At 40.4% G+C, this 21,111-nt stretch carries 12 protein-coding genes; 10 read left to right on the top strand and 2 right to left on the bottom strand.

What is annotated here, in order from left to right:
* Nucleotides 1–47: 47 nt before the first annotated feature.
* Complete coding sequence (locus AC1XUO_RS24110) at nucleotides 48–1,295, top strand: MFS transporter (RefSeq protein WP_483332397.1); 1,248 nt, start codon at nucleotides 48–50, stop codon at nucleotides 1,293–1,295.
* Nucleotide 1,296: 1 nt separating this feature from the next.
* Here the strand turns inward: AC1XUO_RS24110 and AC1XUO_RS24105 are convergent, their stop codons facing one another.
* Nucleotides 1,297–4,263 (bottom strand): FAD-binding and (Fe-S)-binding domain-containing protein, encoded by a 2,967-nt coding sequence (locus AC1XUO_RS24105; protein WP_483332396.1) that lies wholly within the window; start codon nucleotides 4,261–4,263, stop codon nucleotides 1,297–1,299.
* A 445-nt stretch (nucleotides 4,264–4,708) separates the two neighbouring features.
* On the opposite strand from AC1XUO_RS24105, the gene AC1XUO_RS24100 reads away from it, so the two are divergent.
* From AC1XUO_RS24100 to AC1XUO_RS24070, 7 genes are all read left to right on the top strand, one after another.
* Nucleotides 4,709–7,774: a SusC/RagA family TonB-linked outer membrane protein gene (locus AC1XUO_RS24100; RefSeq protein WP_483332395.1), complete on the top strand. Its 3,066-nt coding sequence runs from the start codon at nucleotides 4,709–4,711 to the stop codon at nucleotides 7,772–7,774.
* An 18-nt stretch (nucleotides 7,775–7,792) separates the two neighbouring features.
* The gene (locus AC1XUO_RS24095; RefSeq protein WP_483332394.1) at nucleotides 7,793–9,283 is read left to right on the top strand and encodes a RagB/SusD family nutrient uptake outer membrane protein; all 1,491 of its coding nucleotides are present in this window, start codon (nucleotides 7,793–7,795) and stop codon (nucleotides 9,281–9,283) included.
* 157 nt (nucleotides 9,284–9,440) lie between these two features.
* Nucleotides 9,441–9,938, top strand: a complete 498-nt coding sequence (locus AC1XUO_RS24090; RefSeq protein WP_483332393.1) for a hypothetical protein — start codon at nucleotides 9,441–9,443, stop codon at nucleotides 9,936–9,938.
* Nucleotides 9,939–9,940: 2 nt separating this feature from the next.
* On the top strand, nucleotides 9,941–13,279 hold the full coding sequence (locus tag AC1XUO_RS24085; protein WP_483332392.1) for a VCBS repeat-containing protein: 3,339 nt from the start codon (nucleotides 9,941–9,943) through the stop codon (nucleotides 13,277–13,279).
* Between the two features lie 12 nt (nucleotides 13,280–13,291).
* On the top strand, nucleotides 13,292–16,624 hold the full coding sequence (locus tag AC1XUO_RS24080) for a VCBS repeat-containing protein (RefSeq protein WP_483332391.1): 3,333 nt from the start codon (nucleotides 13,292–13,294) through the stop codon (nucleotides 16,622–16,624).
* A 115-nt stretch (nucleotides 16,625–16,739) separates the two neighbouring features.
* Entirely contained in the window at nucleotides 16,740–16,862 is a 123-nt protein-coding gene (locus AC1XUO_RS24075; protein WP_483332390.1) for a hypothetical protein, read from the top strand.
* Nucleotides 16,863–16,999: 137 nt separating this feature from the next.
* The gene (locus tag AC1XUO_RS24070; RefSeq protein WP_483332389.1) at nucleotides 17,000–17,476 is read left to right on the top strand and encodes a hypothetical protein; all 477 of its coding nucleotides are present in this window, start codon (nucleotides 17,000–17,002) and stop codon (nucleotides 17,474–17,476) included.
* A 59-nt stretch (nucleotides 17,477–17,535) separates the two neighbouring features.
* On the opposite strand, the gene AC1XUO_RS24065 is transcribed toward AC1XUO_RS24070, so the two are convergent.
* Nucleotides 17,536–18,324 (bottom strand): SDR family oxidoreductase, encoded by a 789-nt coding sequence (locus tag AC1XUO_RS24065; protein WP_483332388.1) that lies wholly within the window; start codon nucleotides 18,322–18,324, stop codon nucleotides 17,536–17,538.
* 281 nt (nucleotides 18,325–18,605) lie between these two features.
* Between AC1XUO_RS24065 and purH the strand changes: the two genes are divergently transcribed.
* Both purH and AC1XUO_RS24055 read left to right on the top strand, forming a co-directional pair.
* The gene (gene purH, locus AC1XUO_RS24060; protein ID WP_483332387.1) at nucleotides 18,606–20,141 is read left to right on the top strand and encodes a bifunctional phosphoribosylaminoimidazolecarboxamide formyltransferase/IMP cyclohydrolase; all 1,536 of its coding nucleotides are present in this window, start codon (nucleotides 18,606–18,608) and stop codon (nucleotides 20,139–20,141) included.
* A 75-nt stretch (nucleotides 20,142–20,216) separates the two neighbouring features.
* Nucleotides 20,217–21,092 (top strand): hypothetical protein, encoded by an 876-nt coding sequence (locus AC1XUO_RS24055; RefSeq protein ID WP_483332386.1) that lies wholly within the window; start codon nucleotides 20,217–20,219, stop codon nucleotides 21,090–21,092.
* The last annotated feature ends 19 nt before the right edge of the window (nucleotides 21,093–21,111 follow it).

The raw sequence follows: 21,111 nt of genomic DNA, 5'->3' as shown, positions 1-21,111 counted from the left end.
TATTTTTAGTGATTCACTCCTGTTATCTCGTTATGCTATATTAAAATATGAATGCAATTTCTACCTCAAATAATACCTCTGCGCTTCGTTCTGTACTTTCACTCCCGGTTATCGTAGCCTCGCTGGGTTATTTTGTGGATGTTTATGATTTGCTTTTATTTAATATCGTCCGGGTTCCAAGCTTGAAAGATCTCGGACTTTCCGAAGCAGAAATCTCACTGATCGGGGCCAAAATCTATAACTGGCAACAGGCGGGGTTATTAATCGGAGGTTTTTTCTGGGGGATCTGGGGTGATAAAATGGGACGGCGTTCCGTGCTTTTTGGCTCTATTCTCACTTATTCCCTTGCCAACATTATTTGCGGTTTCACAAACAACGTCGAGGTATATTCGATCTTGAGATTTATTGCCGGTTTAGGTTTGGCTGGTGAGCTGGGCGCAGGCATTACCTTAATCGCTGAAATTTTACCGAAAGAACATCGTGGTTATGGTGCGTCCGTAGTAGCCAGTGTCGGTCTTGCAGGCGCAATTGCCGCTTTTTTCGCTGTGAAACTGACAGACTGGCGCGTGGCTTATTTTATCGGTGGCGGCATGGGTTTACTACTTTTAGCACTTCGCGTCAACGTATTGGAATCTTTTCTTTTTGAAAAAGGCATCAAAAATAGTATTTCAAAATCAGTACAATGGTGGACGATTTTCACAAAACGAGAGCGGCTGATCCGTTATTTGCGCTGTATGGGAATTGCTTTGCCAACATATCTGGTGATTGGAATTTACGCAACTTTCGGAAATGAATTTGCAAAGGCAATTGGAATTCCCGGAGATATTCCTGCCGGAACCTGCGTTTTATACACTTACATTGGAATCGTTACCGGAGATTTTTTCAGCGGGTTTTTAAGTCAGTGGCTTCAATCGCGAAAAAAGGCCATTCTGGTTATGATGATGATGACTTTGGCCGGTGCGGTTATTTTGCTTTACGGAGGAATTAAATCAGCAGAAACACTTTATTTATGTTATGCCTGGCTCGGTTTTTCGATCGGTTACATCGCCATGTTCCTGACAACCACTGCCGAACAATTTGGTACCAACCTTCGTGCAACGGTAACTACCTCAGTTGCGAATAACGTCCGCGCAACGGTTTTGATCACATTGCCCATATTCCAGTTCCTTAAACCGGATTGGGGTGTTCTTCAGGCCGGCGCTGCGGTAGGAGCCGTTTGCTTTTTGCTGGCCTTACTTTCCTTGTGGAAAATGGAAGAAACCTATGGTAAGGAACTGGATTATGTTGAACAGTAATTTATACCAAAGCTTCAAATAATATTTCTGCCGGATGGAGTGCTTTGCGGCCGGTTCCATCATGGATCTGGTGCCGGCAGCTTGTGCCCGGCGCAGCAATAATCACATCGTCAGCCTGTTTCCGAACTGTCGGGAAAAGTACCAGCTCACCGATTTGCATCGAGATATCATAATGTTCTTTCTCATAACCAAAAGAACCAGCCATACCACAGCATCCCGAAGGAATTAATTGTACGGTATAATTTTCCGGTAATGATAACATTCTCTTCGTAGGCACCATACTGGAAATTGCTTTTTGCTGGCAATGTCCGTGAAGTTTGATCAGCCGTTTTTCTTTGCTGAACGAATTCTTTGAAATGTGTTTTAATTCAATTTCGCGTGAAATGAATTCATCAAACTGCAACGCATTCATCGCCAGTTTTTTCGCATCTTCTATCAGATCTTCACCAACCAGATCCGGATACTCATCGCGGAAAGTCAGGATTGCGGAAGGTTCCAAACCGATTAAAGGTGTATCATAGGAAATGACATCCTTCAAAAGCCTGATATTTTCTTCCGCTATTTTCTTCGCGTCTTTCAATAATCCTTTTGATAACTGCGGACGTCCCGATGGACCATGTTTTGGAATAATTACTTCATATCCTAATTTCTCCAGAACCTGAATTGCTTTTTTACCAATCTCAACGTCATTGTAATTGGTAAATTCATCACAAAAAAGATATACTTTTTTCTCAGAAGTGAAGCCCGGATCCTTGCGTTTTTTATACCATGAAATTAAAGTCGTATCATGTAAAAGTGGCATCGTCCGTTCCGGGTGAAAGCCTACAATACTATTAGCGATTTTACGGAGCGGCGCATTTTTGAAAACCATGTTATAGGCCCAGGGAACATAACTGGCCAGGCTGTTTAGTTTCGAAAAATTTCCAACCAACCAGGAGCGAACCGGAACACCGTGCTCGTCGTGATAGTGCTGCAAAAATTCCATTTTAAGTTTAGCCACATCTACATTGGAAGGACATTCGCCCTTACAGCCTTTGCAGGCAAGACACAAATCGTAAACTTCCTTTATTTCTTTATTATCAAAACGATTTTCTTTTGGCGAGTTGGTCAGCATTTCTCGCAGGATATTCGCCCGGGCGCGCGTTGTATCCTTTTCATTTCGTGTTGCCATAAAACTCGGACACATCGTACCGCCGCTCATTTCTGTTTTACGGCAGTCACCTGATCCGTTACATTGTTCCGCATGCTGCAATACGGTTTGATCCTGATATCGGAAATAGGTTTTAAATTCTGGCGTGACGTGATCTGCTTCATAACGAAGGAATGTATCCATCGGAGGCGTATCCACAATTTTGCCTGGGTTTAAGATGTTGTTAGGATCCCAGGTATGTTTCAATTCTTTGAACAACTCATAATTATGCTGTCCGACCATTTGTGGAATAAATTCTCCGCGCAAACGCCCGTCGCCATGTTCTCCGGAAAGCGATCCCTGGAACTTCTTTACAAGCGTGGCAATTTCTTCGGCAATGGTTCTGAATTGTTGGTGTCCTTCTTTCGTTTTTAAATTAATGATCGGGCGAAGGTGCAATTCTCCTGAACCGGCGTGTGCATAATGCACGGCAGACATTCCGTGTTTTTTCAGGATATCATTAAATTCAATAATATATTGTGGCTGATCGTAAACGTCGACCGCCGTATCTTCAATGACTGCAACTGCCTTTTCATCACCAGGAAGATTGCTTAATAATCCAAGTCCGGCTTTTCTAAGCGTCCATATTTTCTTGGTATCATCTCCAAAAAGCAACGGAAAATGGTAACCCATTCCTGCCTGAATGAAGTCGGTTTCCAATGCCTGGGCCAATGCCTCAACTTCTTCCTTCGTTTCTCTCGAAAGGTCCACAACCAGAATGGCCGGATATTCACCCGAAGCCGTATTCTGAACAAAAAATGCGTTGGCCTTTTGTTCTTTATTAGTAGCAGCACATTCCAGAACGTAATTATCAATTAATTCGACAGCCTGCGGTTTGTATTTCAACGCTAAGATTGTCGCCCTTAAAGCTTCGTCAATGGAGGTAAAATGCGCACACAACAAGCCCTGCGTAGTCGGAGGAAGCGGAATAATATTCAGCTTGATTTCTGTCAAAAAGCAAAGCGTCCCTTCTGAGCCGGCGATCAGCTTGCACATATTAAAAGGTACGACTTCCTGATTTTCGTCCGCTGGTGTGAAAGGCTCGGTTTCCAAAAGCATATCCAGCGCATAACCCGTGTTCCGCCTTTCTACACTACGCTTTGGAAATTCTTTTCTAATCTCCTGCTGGTTCGCAGGATTTGAAAGGATTTCGAAAGTTTTTGAATAAATTTTATCTGCGAGTGAATTGGCAGAAGCAGGCACCTTACTTTTGAATAGTTCCAGCGTTTCCGGTCCAAAAGTCACCTCACTTCCATCAGCTAAAATCGCTTTTACTTCCAGTAAATGCTCTCTTGTACTTCCATAAACAACCGAGTTTGAACCACAGGAATTATTTCCTACCATTCCACCAATCATGGCACGGTTGGCAGTAGATGTTTCCGGACCAAAATAAAGCCCATAAGGTTTCAGTGCCATATTCAGTTCGTCACGAATGACGCCAGGTTCCACGCGTACATAACCTTCCTCCGGATTGACTTCCAGGATTTTTGTAAAATGTTTCGAAGTATCAACAATGATCCCGCTGCCAACCACCTGTCCCGCAAGCGAAGTTCCGGCGGTACGTGGTACCAGAGAAATCTTTTTACTGTTCGCAAAAGCAAGCAGTTTTTTAATATCATCTAATGTTTTGGGTATCGCAACTGCCAGCGGCATTTCACGGTAAGCCGATGCATCCGTAGCGTATAAAGTACGCATGGTATTGTCATCGTAGAAATCACCTGTAAGCTGACTGGCCAGTTGTTGTAAATCTGTATTCGAAACGGAGGACTGCGGTGTCATAAACAAAAAAAGTACAGAAAGGAAACTGCTCCAAAGTTACGCACAACCGACGATCAAATCATGAAATTTTTATAGAAAGGTTCAATGAGATGCGCTGGTAATGCATCGTATCTAAATTTGTAACTTATAGTTTACTATTAATAATCATAGAAAAAATATTACAATATTTTACTTAAAATTTAATGTCGTAATACACTCAAAAAGTGCTCCTATTTGAATTAAAGTCACAAATTGAATAAAAAATAATATTAATTAAATAATTCTTTGTCACTTGTAGTTGTGATATTTCAACTTAATATATTAATTTCGGTAAGTATTTGTCTAATATTTCAATTTGATCTTTAAATTATTCCTAAAAGGTTTGAGAGTCCTGTTTTGAGTTATTTTGAAAAATTGATGAAGAAGACGAAGTGAGAAAGCATGACAAAAATTAATTAACCAATCTATGATGAAATTCTCCAATTCTGATCGACTAGTGTCTGGTCAATTTAAGGCAGCGAGATCCCCTTGGGGCAATAAGTCCCTCAACAGCCACAGACTGGGATCAGTTTTACTAACGCTTGCGTTTGCATTATTTACTTTAACGGGTTACGCCCAAAATGCAGTTTCCGGAAAGGTTTCTGATTCAAAAGGATCGGGGCTTCCAGGTGTTGCTATCACGATTAAAGGAAGCACGACAGGAACCAACACAGATGTTGACGGTAACTTTCAAATCAATGTTGCGCCTAACGCAACACTTACATTCAGTTCAATAGGTTTTGAGTCACAAGATGTTCCTGTTGGGAATAAATCTACTCTTAACGTTACTCTTTCTGAGGATGTGAGAGCTTTGGAAGAAGTGGTTGTGGTTGGTTACGGAACGGTTAAGAAAAAAGATGCGACCGGGGCTGTATCGGCGTTGGGATCAAAAGATTTCCAAAAAGGTATTGTGACGTCTCCTGAACAATTAATGCAAGGACGCGTTGCAGGTGTGCAGATTACACAATCCAGCGGTGAGCCGGGTGGTGGTATCAACGTTCGTATTCGTGGTACTTCCTCAGTTCTTGGAGGTAATAACCCATTATTTGTAATTGATGGTGTTCCTTTAAGTGGTGATAATACTTCAAGTGGCGGTGACAACCAGGGTGTTGGTCGTCAGCCTGCTAAAAACCCGCTTAACTTTCTTAATCCTGACGATATCGCAAGTATTGATATCCTGAAAGATGCATCCGCAACAGCAATCTACGGATCACGTGGTGCTAACGGGGTTGTTTTGATTACTACAAAAAGAGGTAAAGGCAAAGGAGCACTTGATTATGGATATTCATTAGGTATCAGTAACATCACGAAAAGATATGATCTTCTGAATGCACAGGAATATGTAGCGGCAGGTGGACAAGATCAGGGATCTGAAACAGACTGGCAAAAAGAGTTGTTCAGAACTGCAATGACGCATCAGCACAACCTTTCTTATGGTGGTGGAGATAATACCGGCAATTACCGCTTCTCTCTGGGTTATTTAAGTCAGGATGGTATCGTACAGACATCTAACGTGAAGAGATATAGTGTTGGATTTAGCGGAACGAAGAAGTTTATCAATAATAAACTGACAATTGGTAGCAACCTGAATTTTGCAAATACATTGGATACAGGTGTTCCAATCTCAGAAAATATCGGTTTTGAAGGAGATTTATTGGGTAGTATTCTAAAAGCAAATCCGACTAGATCTGTATATAATGCAGGAGGAGGTTTTAATCAGGTTACGACAACTGAACCAAACCCAATGGCGTTTGTCAAACTGTCCAGAGATAAGAACAGTACGCTTCGTGCACTGGGTAACATCAATGCTGAAATGGAGCTACTTGAAGGATTGAAGTTCAAAACAGTACTTGGTTTTGATAAATCGATGTCTTCAAGAAAGCAAGCTTATGGTAGTGATTTGTTAGTAACCGGTATCACAGAGATTGGCCGTGTTTATATCAGAGATGTTGAAGCAAATAACCAGCTATGGGAAAATTACTTTACCTATGATAAGGAATTCGGAAAGGTAACCCTTAATGCTTTATTGGGATACTCTTACCAAAGTTTCGAAAATAGCAGCAAGAATGTTTCAGCGGCTAATTTTAGAACAACAAACCTGGATTTGATGATCAACAACCTAGGGATTGCCGGAACGGTTGAAATCAAGGATGGAACTGCTTTGAGCAGTGTTGGTTCGGTAGTTCAGAATTCAAGCTATGTTAAGGATGAGCTTCAGTCATACTTTGGTCGTGTAAATCTTGGCTTTGGTAATAAATATCTTTTCACCGGTACTTTACGTGTGGATGGTTCGTCTAAATTTGGTGGAAACAACAAATATGGATATTTCCCGTCAGGAGCGTTCAAGTGGAAACTTGTTGAAGAAAAGTTTATTTCTAAAACAGTATTTACGGATCTTTCTTTAAGAGTAGGTTATGGTGTAACTGGAAATCAGGCGATTCCTCACAATGTTTATGATAGAAGAGATCGTTATAGTGATTACGTAATTAACCAAAATGGTGATGGTATTACAGGTGGTGGTTTGAACGCTGTTGCCTTCAATAACCCTGACTTGAAATGGGAATCTACCGCTGCATTCAACCTTGGGATTGACTTTTCTATATTGAAGGGAAGACTTTCAGGAAGTATTGATGCATATAACAAAAGCACAAAAGATCTGTTGTTCAAAGTTGTAGCAGCACAGCCCGCGCCTAACCCATTTGTGTATACCAACCTTGACACTGATATCCAAAACAGAGGTATTGAATTGGCTTTGAACGGTATCGTTGTGGAAGGGACTAAATTTTCCTGGGAAGTTTTGGTAAATGCGTCCTATAACAAAAACCTTGTAAAAAATCTTGTTGGAACGTACGATACAGGAGAAATTAATGGCCAGGGACTTTCGGGTGCATTTGCACAGCGTCTTGCAGAAGGGCAGCCTTTGTTCGCCTATTTCCTTCGTGAGTTTGGTGGTTTTGATGACAACGGGAACTCGATCTATCCAAATGGAGATTTTCAGCAATTCCTTGGAGGGAAAAGCCCGCTTCCAAAGGTTAATGCCGGTTTGACGAACAACTTGAAATACGGTAATTTTGATATGAGTATTTTCTTCAACGGTGTTTTTGGAAACTATTTGTATTCGAATACAGCGAATGCATTCTTTACACAAGGTTCTTTTGCTAACGGTCGTAATGTTACGAAAGACGTAATTGGAAATGGTGAAGGAGGACTTAATGCTCCGGACGTATCGACTCGGTTCCTGGAAAAAGGTAATTTCATCAGAATGCAGAACTTTTCTCTTGGATACCGTATTCCTTTGAAGAGCAGCAAAGTATTATCAAATGCCCGAGTGTTTGTATCAGGACAAAACTTATTTACAATAACCAAATACAGCGGACAAGATCCGGAAGTTAGTACTAACAAATCATTGAATGATATTCCATCGTTTGGAATAGATTACACGGCGTATCCACGTTCAAGAACCTGGACTATTGGCGCAAATTTCTCATTCTAATTTTAATAACCTACGATAATGAAAACAAGTCATATATATAAACTGCTGGTACTAAGTGCCAGTATTGCGACCTTAACTTCGTGTACCGACCTAATCAATGAGGAAAAGGATTCTGTGGTAAATGAGGTAGTTGAGGGGGGATTTGCACCTGTTAATGTTCCGGAAGCTTTGGCTTCTGCTTACAAGGATCTATCGACTTATTCTGATCAGGCAGGTATTTATGCATTGGGTGAGCATACCACTGCGGAAATGATTCCTCCAACACGCGGCGTTGACTGGGGTGACAACGGTGTTTGGCGTACGCTTGATGCGCATACCTGGGATGCTTCGCACTCATATATTCTGAGCGCATGGAATGCTTTAAATCAACGGGCATATAAGGCGACAGAAATTATTGCTTCAAATCCGACGCCTGTACAAAAAGCAGAAGCTCAGTTTTTAAGAGCTTACAATATGTACTGGGTTATGGATTATTGGGGTGTTGTGCCAGTACGTGAGGTAACACAGGGTGTCGATGATCTTCCACGCGTGTTGACACGTTCGGAAGCTTTCGATTTCATCGTGAAAGATCTCGAAGAGGCTTTACCTAATCTGGTTAAATCCGGACCTTCTGCAACCAATGGTACGGCTACGAAAGCGGCTGCTAATTTTCTTTTGGCTAAATTGTATCTGAATAAATCAATATATAAAGGCACCACTGCAGGTGGTCCTTATACCTTTGATAAAGCAGATATGGATAAGGTAGTAGCACATGTTGATGCTATCACGGCTGATGGATATGCACTGGAAAAAGATTATTTTTCAACATTCTCGTCGGCTGCCAAAACAGAGCCTATATTGCTTGTCATGGAAGGAACTGCTCAGAACCGTTGGATGATGACACTGCATTATGGTCAAAATCCGTCGGGTTGGAACGGTTTTTCTACCCTGGCCGATTTTTATGATACCTTTGAAACTCAGGACAAAAGAATTGGTTCACCTGCTAAAAAAGACGGGACCGAGTATTCGGGTATAGGTTTAGGGTTTTTGATTGGTCTGCAGTATGATGATAAAGGTGCCCCTGTGATTGATGTTCGTAACCAAAAGCCACTATCCTTCACAAGAGACGTGCCTTTGGCTGGCGCTTCACCAGAGAAAGGTATTCGTGTGATCAAATATCACCCTGCTAATTCCGGGAAATACATATTGATGCGTTATGCAGAAGCTTACCTTATGAAGGCAGAAGCACAATTCAGAGGAGGTGCTGCTGCTGCTGCGCTCACTCAGATTAACACATTAAGAACTACGCGTGGCGCAACAGCGCTAGGCTCGTTGACAGAACAAAATCTGTTTGACGAAATCGGTAGAGAATTATACTGGGAAGGTGGCAAAAGAACTACTGAAGTTCGATTCGGTAAATTTACTACCGGTCAAGGTGCTTCTGTGACTGATGCTTTTACGACGCTTTATCCTATACCTTCTGCTGCATTGGTTTCAAATGCAAATCTTGTCCAGAATCCGGGATATTAAAAAAACATTTTTTCTTTTTGCAAAAATGCTCGATGATTTCGAGCATTTTTGTTTTTAACTGACCTATACATTTATGAATTATTGGAAACTTACTTTTTGTTTATTTTTTTTCATAGCCATATTTATTAGTTCCTGTACTTCCTCCGATGACGACAAGATGTACGAGCAACTGGGAGAAAACCAGGCAAAAGCGATCTACAAGATTGACGGAAAGGAATTCTATCCTCAGGAAAGTATATTTCGAGGAGAGGTCAGCACGTCAGACAAACTTCTTAGCATTACATTAATTGACCAATTTGACGGTAGAAGTATTATTAGTTTTGGAGGAGACGATTGGTATCTTTCAATTCCATCAAAAAAGGATGTGTTTTCAAATGATCAGGTAAATGCGGGCGTTAAAATGGGGAAACTTACCAACAGAGAAAAAATGATTGGAGAGGGTATGATATTATCGGAAGGAACGATGACATTAGAGGAATTTTCGAAAGATAAAATCGTTATAAAAGTTCAGGGGAAGGTAGGGAAATATAGTGATTTTGAGCAGCCAACTGAATTTAAGAATTTCGATGGTACAATCATCTATAAAAAGCCTGTATTTAATCTGCTGAGCATAACCGAGGAAGAATTATTTAGTGCTATAAAGTCGCCAAATTAACTATGAACTACTTTTCCAAACTCATAAATTTTGGAGCTATTCTGATTATTATATTTATATTTTTCTCATGTAATAAAAGTCAAAAAAAAGACGGCTTATTTGAACTCATAGACGCTTCGGACTCTGGTATTGATTTTGAGAATAAGGTAACCAACAGAGACGATTTTAACATTTTTACTTACCGCAATTTCTACAATGGAGGTGGAGTTGCCGTTGGTGATATTAATAATGACGGATTACCGGATATTTATTTCACTGCTAACATGGGTGACAATAAATTGTACCTCAACAAAGGAAATTTCAAGTTTGAAGATATTACTGCAAAAGCAGGCGTCTCAGAAGCGATGAAGTGGAGTACTGGGGTCGTTATGGTTGATATTAACAGTGACGGTCTGCTGGATATTTATGTATGTAATGCAGGATATCAAAAAGGGGTAAGTCAGGAAAATGCTTTATACATAAACAACGGAGACCTGACTTTTACAGAATCTGCTGCAAAATACGGGTTAAATGAGGATGGATATACAACCCATGCCGCATTTTTTGACTACGACCTGGATGGAGACCTGGATGCTTTTATTCTCAATAATAGTTTCATTCCGGTTAATACGCTCAATTATGCTAATAACCGTGAATTAAGAGCTAAAGACTGGCCTGTAAAAGATTTTCTAAAGAAAGGCGGTGGGGATAAGTTGCTGAGAAACGATAACGGGAAGTTTGTCGATGTAAGTGAGGAAGCGGGTATTTACGGAAGCCTGATCGGTTTTGGTTTAGGTGTTACGGTTGGAGATCTTAACGGAGATCAATATCCGGATCTTTATATCTGCAACGATTTTTACGAAAAGGATTATCTCTACATCAATAATAAAAATGGTACCTTTTCAGAGGAACTGGAAAAGCGCGTAAAACATACCAGTCTGGCCTCTATGGGCGCTGACATGGGTGACATTAATAATGACGGTTATCCGGAATTATTTGTAACAGATATGCTTCCCCGCGACGAATATCGCCTGAAAACAACCACTTCTTTTGAAAACCACTATCTATTTAATCTGAAAAAGGAAAAGGGATTTTATAATCAATACATGCAGAATAGTCTGCAATTCAATAACCAGGACGGGACATTCAGTGAAATTTCAAACTATTCCGGCGTAGCTGCCAGTGACTGGAGTTGGGGTGCTCTGATGTTTGATGCTGATAATGATTCAAAAACCGATATTTATGTCTGCAATGGAATTTACCATGATATTCTGGATCAGGATTTTATCGATTTTTTTGCCAATGAGGTTGTGCAAAAAATGGTAATGTCTGGCGAAAAGGAAAGTATGCAGAAGATTATTGACAAAATGCCATCTTCGCCAATCTCAAACAATTTTTTTCACAACGAAGGAGATTATAAATTTCCTGAAAAGGGTGAAGAATTTGGGCTCGATCAGAAATCATTCTCCAACGGAGCTGCCTATGCCGATCTGGACAATGATGGCGATTTGGATCTTATTGTAAATAATGTGAACCAACCTTGTTTCGTTTATAAAAATAAATCAGAGGCTAAAAAAAATAAAAATCATTTCGTCAGAATTAACCTGGCTGGTGAGGGCAAAAATACTTTTGCCATAGGTGCCAAAGCAGAGGTATTTGCAGGCAAAGAAATTATCAGTAAACAGCTAAATCCCGCACGCGGATTTCAATCCAGTACTGAATATCCAATTACCATTGGTCTGGGTCAAATTAGAAAAATAGATTCGATCAGAATTATCTGGCCGGACAGAAGGGTTACTGTAAAACTAAATCCTGCACCGGACACGATTCATCATTTTTCAATCAAAGATGCTGGAAGCAAAATTTTTACGCCAGGCGCCAGCAAGGTTAATTCTTTGGTTGCGGAAGCTCCGGTCGTTTTTGATGCACATGTTGAAGACCGATATGACGATTTTTTTAATGAGCGGAATATTCCGATGATGCTCTCTCAGGAGGGCCCGAAGGCTGCGATCGGGGATGTGAACGGAGATGGGAAAGAGGATATTTATATTTGCGGTGCAAAGGGGCAGGGTGGGCAGCTCTATTTCCAGTCAGGTGCTACGTTCAAAAAATCAAATCAGAAAGTTTTTAATGACCTCGCGGGTTTTGAAGATACTGCCGCATCTTTTTTTGATTGTGACCAGGACGGTGATCTGGATTTAATTGTTGGAAGCGGAGGAAATGAATCGGCACCGCGTACACAGGAATTGCCAACGAGATTATATCTGAACGATGGAAAAGGCAACTTCTCAATTAACACGAGAGCACTTCCGCCAAACGGAATGAATACGGCCGTAATTGTGACTAATGATTACGACAATGACGGCGATCTAGACATATTTGTTGGAAGCAGAAGTGTGCCCCGTGAATATGGAGTCACGCCGACGAGTTATTTATATCAGAATGACGGAAAGGGAATTTTTAAAGAAGTAGGGAAATCAATCGCGCCGGATCTTGCCAAAATAGGTATGGTGCGTGATGCCTTTTGGTCTGATGTGAACGGCGATAAGCAAAAGGAATTGATCGTTGTTGGAGACTGGATGGCGCCTGCTATTTTTGAATTCAAAAATGGAAAATTTCAGAAATTAAGCTCAGGGCTGGAACAATACAGTGGTTTCTGGGGAAGCCTCAAAGTTGCTGATATTGACAACGACGGCGATATGGATCTGGTGATGGGGAATATCGGAGAGAATTTTAGTCTTAAAGCATCTGAAAAATCTCCGATCAAAATCTGGATTAATGACTTTAACAAAAATGGAAATATTGATAAGGTAATGACCAAAACGGTTAATGAACGCGATATGCCGGTTTTACTTAAACGTGATTTGACAACACAATTTCCGTTTTTGAAAAAACAAAATATCAAACATTCCGAGTACGCCAATAACTCGATTCAGGAATTATTTCCATCTGATCTTATGCGTTCGACGTACGAAAGATCTGTCAATTATTTAAAATCTGCAATCGCCGTAAATGATGGCAAAGGTCATTTTACACTCACTCCTTTACCGGATAAGATGCAGTTTTCTTGTCTGAATGCGATTGAAAGTCAGGATGTAAATAAAGATGGTAAGCTGGATTTGATCGTTGGAGGTAACTTTTCACATTTTATTCCGCAACTAGGTGCGCTGGACGCGTGCCGTGGCAATATTCTGATCAATAAGGGAAATATGAAATTTGATGTAATGCTTAGTAAGCAAAGCGGTTATGCTATCGACGGTGAGCTGAAACAAATCACATCGATCACGATTGGGGGAAAACCTTATTTAATTAACCTTATCAATAATTCAAAACCTGTTTTGTTTCGGGTTAACAATGGATAACCTCGGAGTTTTATGAAAAAAGTGCTTTTTAAATTTTGGGTAGTTGGTCTTTTGGTAATTATATTTTCCTGTTCGGAAAAGAAAGATACTCAGGATTTTTCATTTGAATTATTAACCTCTGAAAAAACCGGGATCGATTTTTCCAATACACTAAAATCTTCAAAAGACTTTAATATCTTCAACTATATGTATTTCTACAATGGTGGAGGTGTGGGTGCAGGAGATTTGAATAATGACGGACTAATTGATTTATGCTTCACTGCCAATCAGGAATCTAACAAAATTTTCCTGAACCGCTCCGGGATGAAATTTGAAGACATCACGGAAAAGGCAAATTTCAAAGGCGGTAAGGGATGGTCTAATGGCGTGTCCATTGTGGATGTAAACCAGGATGGAATGCTGGATATTTATATCAGCCAGGTTGGGGATTTTGAAGGTGTTAAAGGACATAATCTGCTGTTCATTTGTAAGGAAATAACGAAGGAAGGAATTCCGGTTTACGAAGAAAAGTCAAAAGAATATGGCTTGGATCTTGTCGTTTTCGGAACACAGGCGGCGTTTTTTGACTATGATCTGGACGGTGATCTGGATATGTTCCAATTGAACCATTCGGTTCATCAAAACGGAACATTTGGTCGTCGAGCACTTTTTGACGGGACTTATCACCCACTTACCGGAGACAAACTTTTCAAAAATGAAAACGGAAAATTTGTAGAAGTTTCAAAACAGGCCGGTATAAACAGTTCTGTTTTGGGCTACGGGCTCGGGCTGGGAATTGGTGACATCAATTTTGATGGCTATCCGGATATGTATGTCGGTAACGATTTTCATGAAAATGATTATCTCTATATTAATCAGAAAAACGGAAGCTTTAAAGATGAGATGGAAACTTCAATCATGCACACGAGCCAGTTTTCGATGGGCGTTGATATTGGGGATTTAAATGGCGATGCCTTACCTGAAATCGTGTCGCTCGACATGCTTCCCTCGAATTATGAGATTTTGAAAAAGTCGGAAGGGGAGGATATGTACAGTATTTTCAAGTACAAAATCCGGCAGGGTTATAATTACCAATTTGCCCGTAATAATTTACAGTTCAATAATGGGAATGGCACGTTCAGCGAAATCGGGCTTTATTCCGGAATTTATGCTACGGACTGGTCATGGTCGCCGCTGTTCACTGATTTTGATAACGATGGATTGAAGGATCTTTTTATTTCCAATGGAATACCCAAACGGATGAATGATACGGATTATATCAAATTTGTATCAGATAATGTAGTTCAGGAAGGTATCAAGAATAAAAAGATAGATGATAATGATCCAAGGCTAGCGGATAAACTGCCTGAAATAAAATTACTTAACAAATTTTTTTCCAATCAGGATAATCTGGCTTTCAAGGATATTGAAGGCTTGGTGAAAAATGATAAAGAGTCATATTCAAACGGCGCAGTTTACGCAGATCTTGACAATGACGGCGATCTGGATATAATCACCAATAATATCAATGAAAAGGTATTTGTCTACGAAAACCTAACGGATAAAAAACCGTTGAGGAACAAGTTTACCAGATTGTATTTAAAAGGCGCGCAGGGAAATTTGAATGCGATCGGAGCAAAATGCCTTGTATTTAAGAAGGATAAGGTGGAGAGTTATGAAAAATTTCCTGTTCGCGGCTTTCAGTCCAGCATGGAAGTTCCTCTTAACATTGGCTTAGGAAAAAAGAACGAAGTAGACTCGATGCTGGTGATTTGGCCGGATAACAAGTATCAGGTTTTGGGGAAAATGGCCCTTAAAGATTCCCTGCAACTAACCTACCGTAAAGATCTTCCGGTATTTGATTACGAAGAATTCAAAGTTTCCAGAAGCAGTAAGGATTATAGTTATGAGGATATTGCATCTAAATTGGGATTGGAGATTCGGCATGAAGAGAATAATTTTATCGAATTTGACCGTAATGCGCTCATACCTTTTGAAGTATCCGCTGATGGTCCGGCTTTGGCGATAGCCGACATAAATCATGATGGACTGGATGATATTTTTGTAGGATCGTCCAAGAAGTTTAAGAACCATTTATTTATTCAGTCGGCAAGTGGTTTGTTCAAAGAATCGATGCAGCCAGCTTTGCTTCGTGACAGTACCTATGAGGAAGTGGATGCGCAATGGGTGGATATCAACAAGGATGGGCATTTGGATCTGGTCGTCGCAACGGGTGGAAATGAGTATGCTAATAATTCTGAATATCAATTGCCGAGAGTTTATTTAAATGATGGAAAAGGAAATCTGACAGTCAAAACGGATGCTTTTACGAATATTTTTGTGACGGCGTCCTGCGTTGTTCCGTTTGATTTTACAGGCGACGGGATCCCGGATTTATTTATTGGCGCAAGAGCTGTGCCTCTGAATTATGGCGAGATTCCGAAATCTTACTTATTGAAAAATGATGGAACAGGTAAGTTTTCTGACGTTACAGATCAGTATGCAAAAGAATTGTCGTCCCTTGGATATGTGAAAAATGCAAAAATTTCAGATGTCGATAAAGATGGCGATCAGGATTTATTGCTTGCTCTGGAATGGGACGGGATTTGCATCATGGAAAATAACGGCAAAACTTTTGTAAAAAAAATGATCACCGACCGCAAAGGCTGGTGGAACTTTGTGATGCCTTATGACTTTGACGGTGACGGAGATATGGATATTCTTGCCGGTAATCTTGGGTTAAACAGCCGTTTGAAAGCCAGTAGGGAGCAGCCAGTCAGAATGTATATCAACGATTTTGATAACAATGGGAGAAAAGAACCGATACTGACGTATTACCTGAATGCGCAGGAAGCACTGTTTCCGACAAAGCTGGAAATAGAGAAACAAATGCCTTTTATTCGTAAGAAATACATTTATGCAACGCAATTTGCAAAAGCGTCAATGGAGGATGTTCTTGGGAAAGACAAGCTGAAAGAGGCCAACGTTTTAGAGGCCAACTATTTTGAAAATGCCATTTTTGTAAATGACGGTAATGGGAATTTCTCTGCGAAACCACTAGAATCCAGAGCACAATGGGCGCCTTACTATGACGCTCAGATCATTGATGCCAACGGAGATAAATTGCCTGACATACTGATTATGGGTAATTTTTACAATATTAATATCCAGATGGGACGATATGACGCAGATTTTGGTACTGTACTAATCAATAAAGGAAATTGTGATTTTACAGCTAAATCATTGAATGGATTACAAGTAAAAGGACAAGTGCGAAAACTTCGGGAAATCAAGCTGAAAGGCCAGAGCGTCATTGTTGCTGCGAGAAATGACGATAAACTGGTTGTGATTAGCAGAAAGAAATAAAGAAGAGAAGTCATGCTTTAATTGAAAACACATTGTATCTACTTAATCTGAGTCGATCGCAATAGAAAAATATCAGTTTTTCCATTCATAAAGTATATATAAACTTGCTCCAATAGTGTTCCTGATCTGTCTGAATGGATTTTCTCAAAACCGCTACACTCTGGTTCGGGTGGGTGTTGAAGTGTTCGGGACTGCTCCGAAAGGTCAGGTATATACAGAAGCATTTTCGGCAACATGATGCCCAGGTCTTTTTGGACGTTCGGTTTTGGCTGGCGTTGACACATGGTAATCATCCATATAAATTTGACGTTATGTCTTTGCACTAATACTTTCAATTTGTAATTTTAAGGTTACAAATAGCTATGAAAATTTATCATGAAAAAACTTCTTTTTCTATCGCTGATCTTAATTTTACTAATATCTCAATCCTGCAAAAACCGAGATCCATTTCCCGATTATGCTTCAAAACTTGTTGGGGAGTTTGATATTTCATATCTGATTATTGATCTGGATAAAAAAGAATCAACATCAGCGGATTTGGGTGATTCACGTTTTGCCAGAATCAATATTAAACGGAAAAGTAATCAATACCTGACTGCAACAGTAACGATTGACGATTCCACCACAAAATTCACAGATACTATTGAACTGGTAGTTTCCGAAAATGCTGATCAAACCGATGCCTATGGGAAACCTGGTTTTCTGACCAGTTATAGTGTCGGGGCAGTTTCGCCAAACGTTATTTCTTATAACAGTTGGAGTTTGTACGAGGATGGAAGTTTAATCGGATTTATTCAATACGGCGATGAGAAGTCAATCAAAAGATTTGCGATAGGGACTAATATCGATTAAGAGCGCTGGTTAAAAGGGCAGGAAATTAAGCTTCAAACCCTTTTAACCAATAATGTTTTCTACATACTTTCTGTTTTTCCACCGTCCACCGGCAGATTGACTCCGCTGATACTTCCCGCAGCGGGGCTGCATAAAAAGGCAACGGCAGCAGCGACTTCTTTAGCTTCGCTAAATCTTCTTATCGGAATTGTCGCTTCCATTTGATCAGATACTTCCTGAACTGATTTTCCCTGAGACTGACTGCGCATTTCAAGAACAGCATCCAAACGAGCGGTTTTTGTAAAACCTGGTAAAACATTATTGGAAGTAATCCCAAATGACCCTAATTCCAGAGACATTGTTTTCGACCAGCTGGCAACTGCGCCGCGAATCGTGTTTGAGACTCCCAGTCCAACAATGGGTTGTTTGACGGAGGTGCTGATAATATTTACAATTCTTCCAAATCCTGCCTTTTTCATGCCGGGAACTACTGCCTGCGTAAGAATCTGATAATTGACCAGGTGCATTTGAAAGGTTCTGATAAACTGGTCTGCATCTGCTTCAATGATCGGGCCGCCCGCCGGTCCCCCTGTATTATTGACAAGAATATGCACCTCGGGGCATAACCTCAAATAATTATCGATGGCTTCTTTCACATTTTCATTATCCGAAAAATCAGCGACAATGTAACGATGCAATTGATTTAGCGAAGTATCGAGAGATTCAACAGCTTGTCTTAAAGATTCTTCGTTTCTGGCCATCAGGGTAACGTTTGCCCCCATAAGTGCCAATTCAACAGCAGAAGCAAGGCCAATGCCTTGTGTACTTCCACAAACAATCGCGGTTTTTCCTGTCAGGTCAAGATTCATTTTTAATTGTTGAGGATTAATTATTAACGGTAATAACTGCATAGATGTTGAATAATCAAATAATTTCTTTTGGTGTAAATAGCAAATGCTTTTCCTAGCTTACTCACTGATTAATTTAGTCATCGACCATTAATAATTAACCCTTAATAATTAATCATTAACACCTATCTTTGCGGTTTATTTTCATAAAATGGATGCCGGGAAAAAAAGATGCGATTTAAAAGCTTCTATAATCCTGAAAATCTCATAATTCTGTAATGTTTACTGTCAAATTCTGACCAATGTCAAAAAAAATACAATCTGCTCTGATCTCGGTATATTATAAAGACGGTCTTGAACCACTGGTTCGTCTTTTGCATGAAAATGGTGTAAAACTATATTCAACCGGAGGAACACAAACCTTTATAGAAAACCTGGATATTCCGGTTACCGCAGCCGAAGAACTTACGGGGTATCCTTCGATTTTTGGTGGACGAGTTAAAACCTTGCACCCTGCCATTATGGGAGGAATTCTTTACCGTCGCGATGATGCTGGCGATGTTGCGCAGGCAGCTCAGTATAATATTCCGGCATTGGACATGGTTGTTGTTGACTTATATCCTTTTGAGGAAACTGTTGCTTCCGGGGCAAGTGAGGAAGATATTATTGAAAAAATCGATATTGGCGGAATTTCTCTGATTCGTGCTACTGCGAAAAATTTTAAAGATACGCTGATCGTTTCGTCTCGCGCACAGTATGAGGGCGTTGTAACATTGTTGACTGAAAAATCAGCGGCAACCGATCTTGAAGACCGCCGCTGGTATGCAGGAGAAGCATTTGGTGTTTCTTCCCATTATGATGGTGCGATTAATAACTATTTTCTCGGCAAAAATGCTTCGGCAGACAGCGCTCTTTTTGCCTTTGCAAATCTTCCTGCGCAAACACTTCGTTATGGCGAAAATCCGCATCAAAGTGCAACTTTTCACGGCGATCTTGAACAAATGTTTGACAAACTTCACGGAAAAGATTTGTCATATAACAACCTGGTTGACGTAGATGCCTGCATCGGTTTGATTGATGAATTTGAAGGTTCTGATCCAACTTTTGCAATTATCAAACATACCAACGCCTGTGGTGTAGCCACTGCAAGCACGGCGAAAGAGGCATATCTCAACGCCCTTGCATGTGATCCTGATTCTGCTTTTGGCGGGGTGGTGATTACAAACGTCAAGGTAGATTTGGCTACGGCGGAGGAATTGAACAAACTTTTCATGGAAATTCTTATCGCGCCGGATTTTGAAGAAGGTGCTTTGGAATTGTTGAAATCGAAGAAAAACAGAAATTTATTGAAACGTAAATCCGTGGAGCTTCCGGGAATTATGTTTAAGACAATATTAAATGGTGTATTGGTCCAGGATAAGGATCTTGCGACTGAAACAGCAGAACAAATGACAACGGTTACTGAAAAAGCGCCAACGGCTGATGAATTGAAAGCATTGGAGTTTGCTTTGAAGGTTTGTAAACATACCAAATCGAACACGATCGTTCTTGCAAAAGAAAATCAGCTTTTTGCAAGCGGAACCGGCCAGACTTCTCGTATTGATGCATTACGCCAGGCTATTGAAAAAGCAAAACATTTCGGTTTTGATTTGCAGGGTGCCGTGATGGCTTCTGACGCTTTCTTCCCATTCCCAGACTGTGTTGAGATTGCTTCACAGGCTGGCATTACAGCTGTTGTGCAGCCGGGAGGTTCTATTCGCGACAAAGACTCGGTGGCTTTCTGTAATGCTAACGGCTTGTCGATGGTTACGACAGGTGTTCGTCATTTCAAACACTAATATGAATTTTAAACGCAGCGTTTCGTTATAGTAGGGACGCTGTGTTTAAAATCACTTATAAAAAAGATTGCCCATTTGGAAACCAACTCATTACCATTTTCCCGTCTTGCCTCACTTGGCAAATTTCTTCTGGTAGGGTTATTTCTGGTAATTCCGGGCTATTTTTTTCTTTATCCCCAAATCTTTCATTGTGAAACTATTGGTTTTTCCGACTTCGAAAAAATCAGGGAAAATACGTATGCAAGTCCCGATCTCGGCATAAGGCAACGCGCGCATATCTTAAAAGTGATCAAAAAAGCGGAAAGCCGGATCGATTCATTTTGGCTTGGAAAACAAGCAACACCCAAATTAATTCTCTGTGGAAATCAGAAGGAATATGAAAAATACTGTCAAAGTACCGAAGGGGCCGGTTGCAGTTTAGGGACTCCCTGGGGCCAGTCATATGTTGTGTTGAACATACAAGGATTAAATGTTGATGTAATTAGCCATGAAATGAGTCATGTCGAATTATTAAAACGTCTGGGTTGGTGGAAAACAACGATGGAAGTTCCGCAATGGTTTAATGAAGGTACTGCTTTGATGCTCGATCAGCGCTTTGTAAATAATCCTGATTCGATTGGCCGCTACCTTGAATATATGGATGAGTGGCTTTACCAGACAGGCGGCGGGCAGAATATTCTCGAACTGAAAGACATCGAATCTGTGAAAGGATTTTTTGCAGGGAATTCAAAACATGTGATGCTTGCGTATATGACGTCCGGGTTAGAAGTATCCTTTTGGCTTTCGTTTGCAGGACCAGATGGTTTACAGCAACTGCTTTCCAGAATCAGGAACGGAGAAGATTTTATAGAAAGTTATTTCCAGATTGAAAAAAAATCCAGATCAAAAAGTAAAATTAAGCTTCCTCAAAATCCGCTCAGAATTCAGGAATTGCATAAAAATGATGAGTAAAATCGGGTATTATTCTCCT

The sequence above is a fragment of the Dyadobacter sp. HNCC25DJ186 genome (genome assembly GCF_056895235.1).
Note: the sequence above shows the minus strand (reverse complement) of the source record. Positions and strands in the feature narration are given on the sequence as shown.

Bases quoted from the DNA above. Each gene is read 5' to 3' on its own strand.
- AC1XUO_RS24110 (WP_483332397.1), top strand. From the start codon at position 48: ATGAATGCAATTTCTACCTCAAATAATACCTCTGCGCTTCGTTCTGTA.
- AC1XUO_RS24105 (WP_483332396.1), bottom strand. From the start codon at position 4,263: ATGACACCGCAGTCCTCCGTTTCGAATACAGATTTACAACAACTGGCC.
- AC1XUO_RS24100 (WP_483332395.1), top strand. From the start codon at position 4,709: ATGATGAAATTCTCCAATTCTGATCGACTAGTGTCTGGTCAATTTAAG.
- AC1XUO_RS24095 (WP_483332394.1), top strand. From the start codon at position 7,793: ATGAAAACAAGTCATATATATAAACTGCTGGTACTAAGTGCCAGTATT.
- AC1XUO_RS24090 (WP_483332393.1), top strand. From the start codon at position 9,441: ATGTACGAGCAACTGGGAGAAAACCAGGCAAAAGCGATCTACAAGATT.
- AC1XUO_RS24085 (WP_483332392.1), top strand. From the start codon at position 9,941: ATGAACTACTTTTCCAAACTCATAAATTTTGGAGCTATTCTGATTATT.
- AC1XUO_RS24080 (WP_483332391.1), top strand. From the start codon at position 13,292: ATGAAAAAAGTGCTTTTTAAATTTTGGGTAGTTGGTCTTTTGGTAATT.
- AC1XUO_RS24070 (WP_483332389.1), top strand. From the start codon at position 17,000: ATGAAAAAACTTCTTTTTCTATCGCTGATCTTAATTTTACTAATATCT.
- AC1XUO_RS24065 (WP_483332388.1), bottom strand. From the start codon at position 18,324: ATGAATCTTGACCTGACAGGAAAAACCGCGATTGTTTGTGGAAGTACA.
- purH (WP_483332387.1), top strand. From the start codon at position 18,606: ATGTCAAAAAAAATACAATCTGCTCTGATCTCGGTATATTATAAAGAC.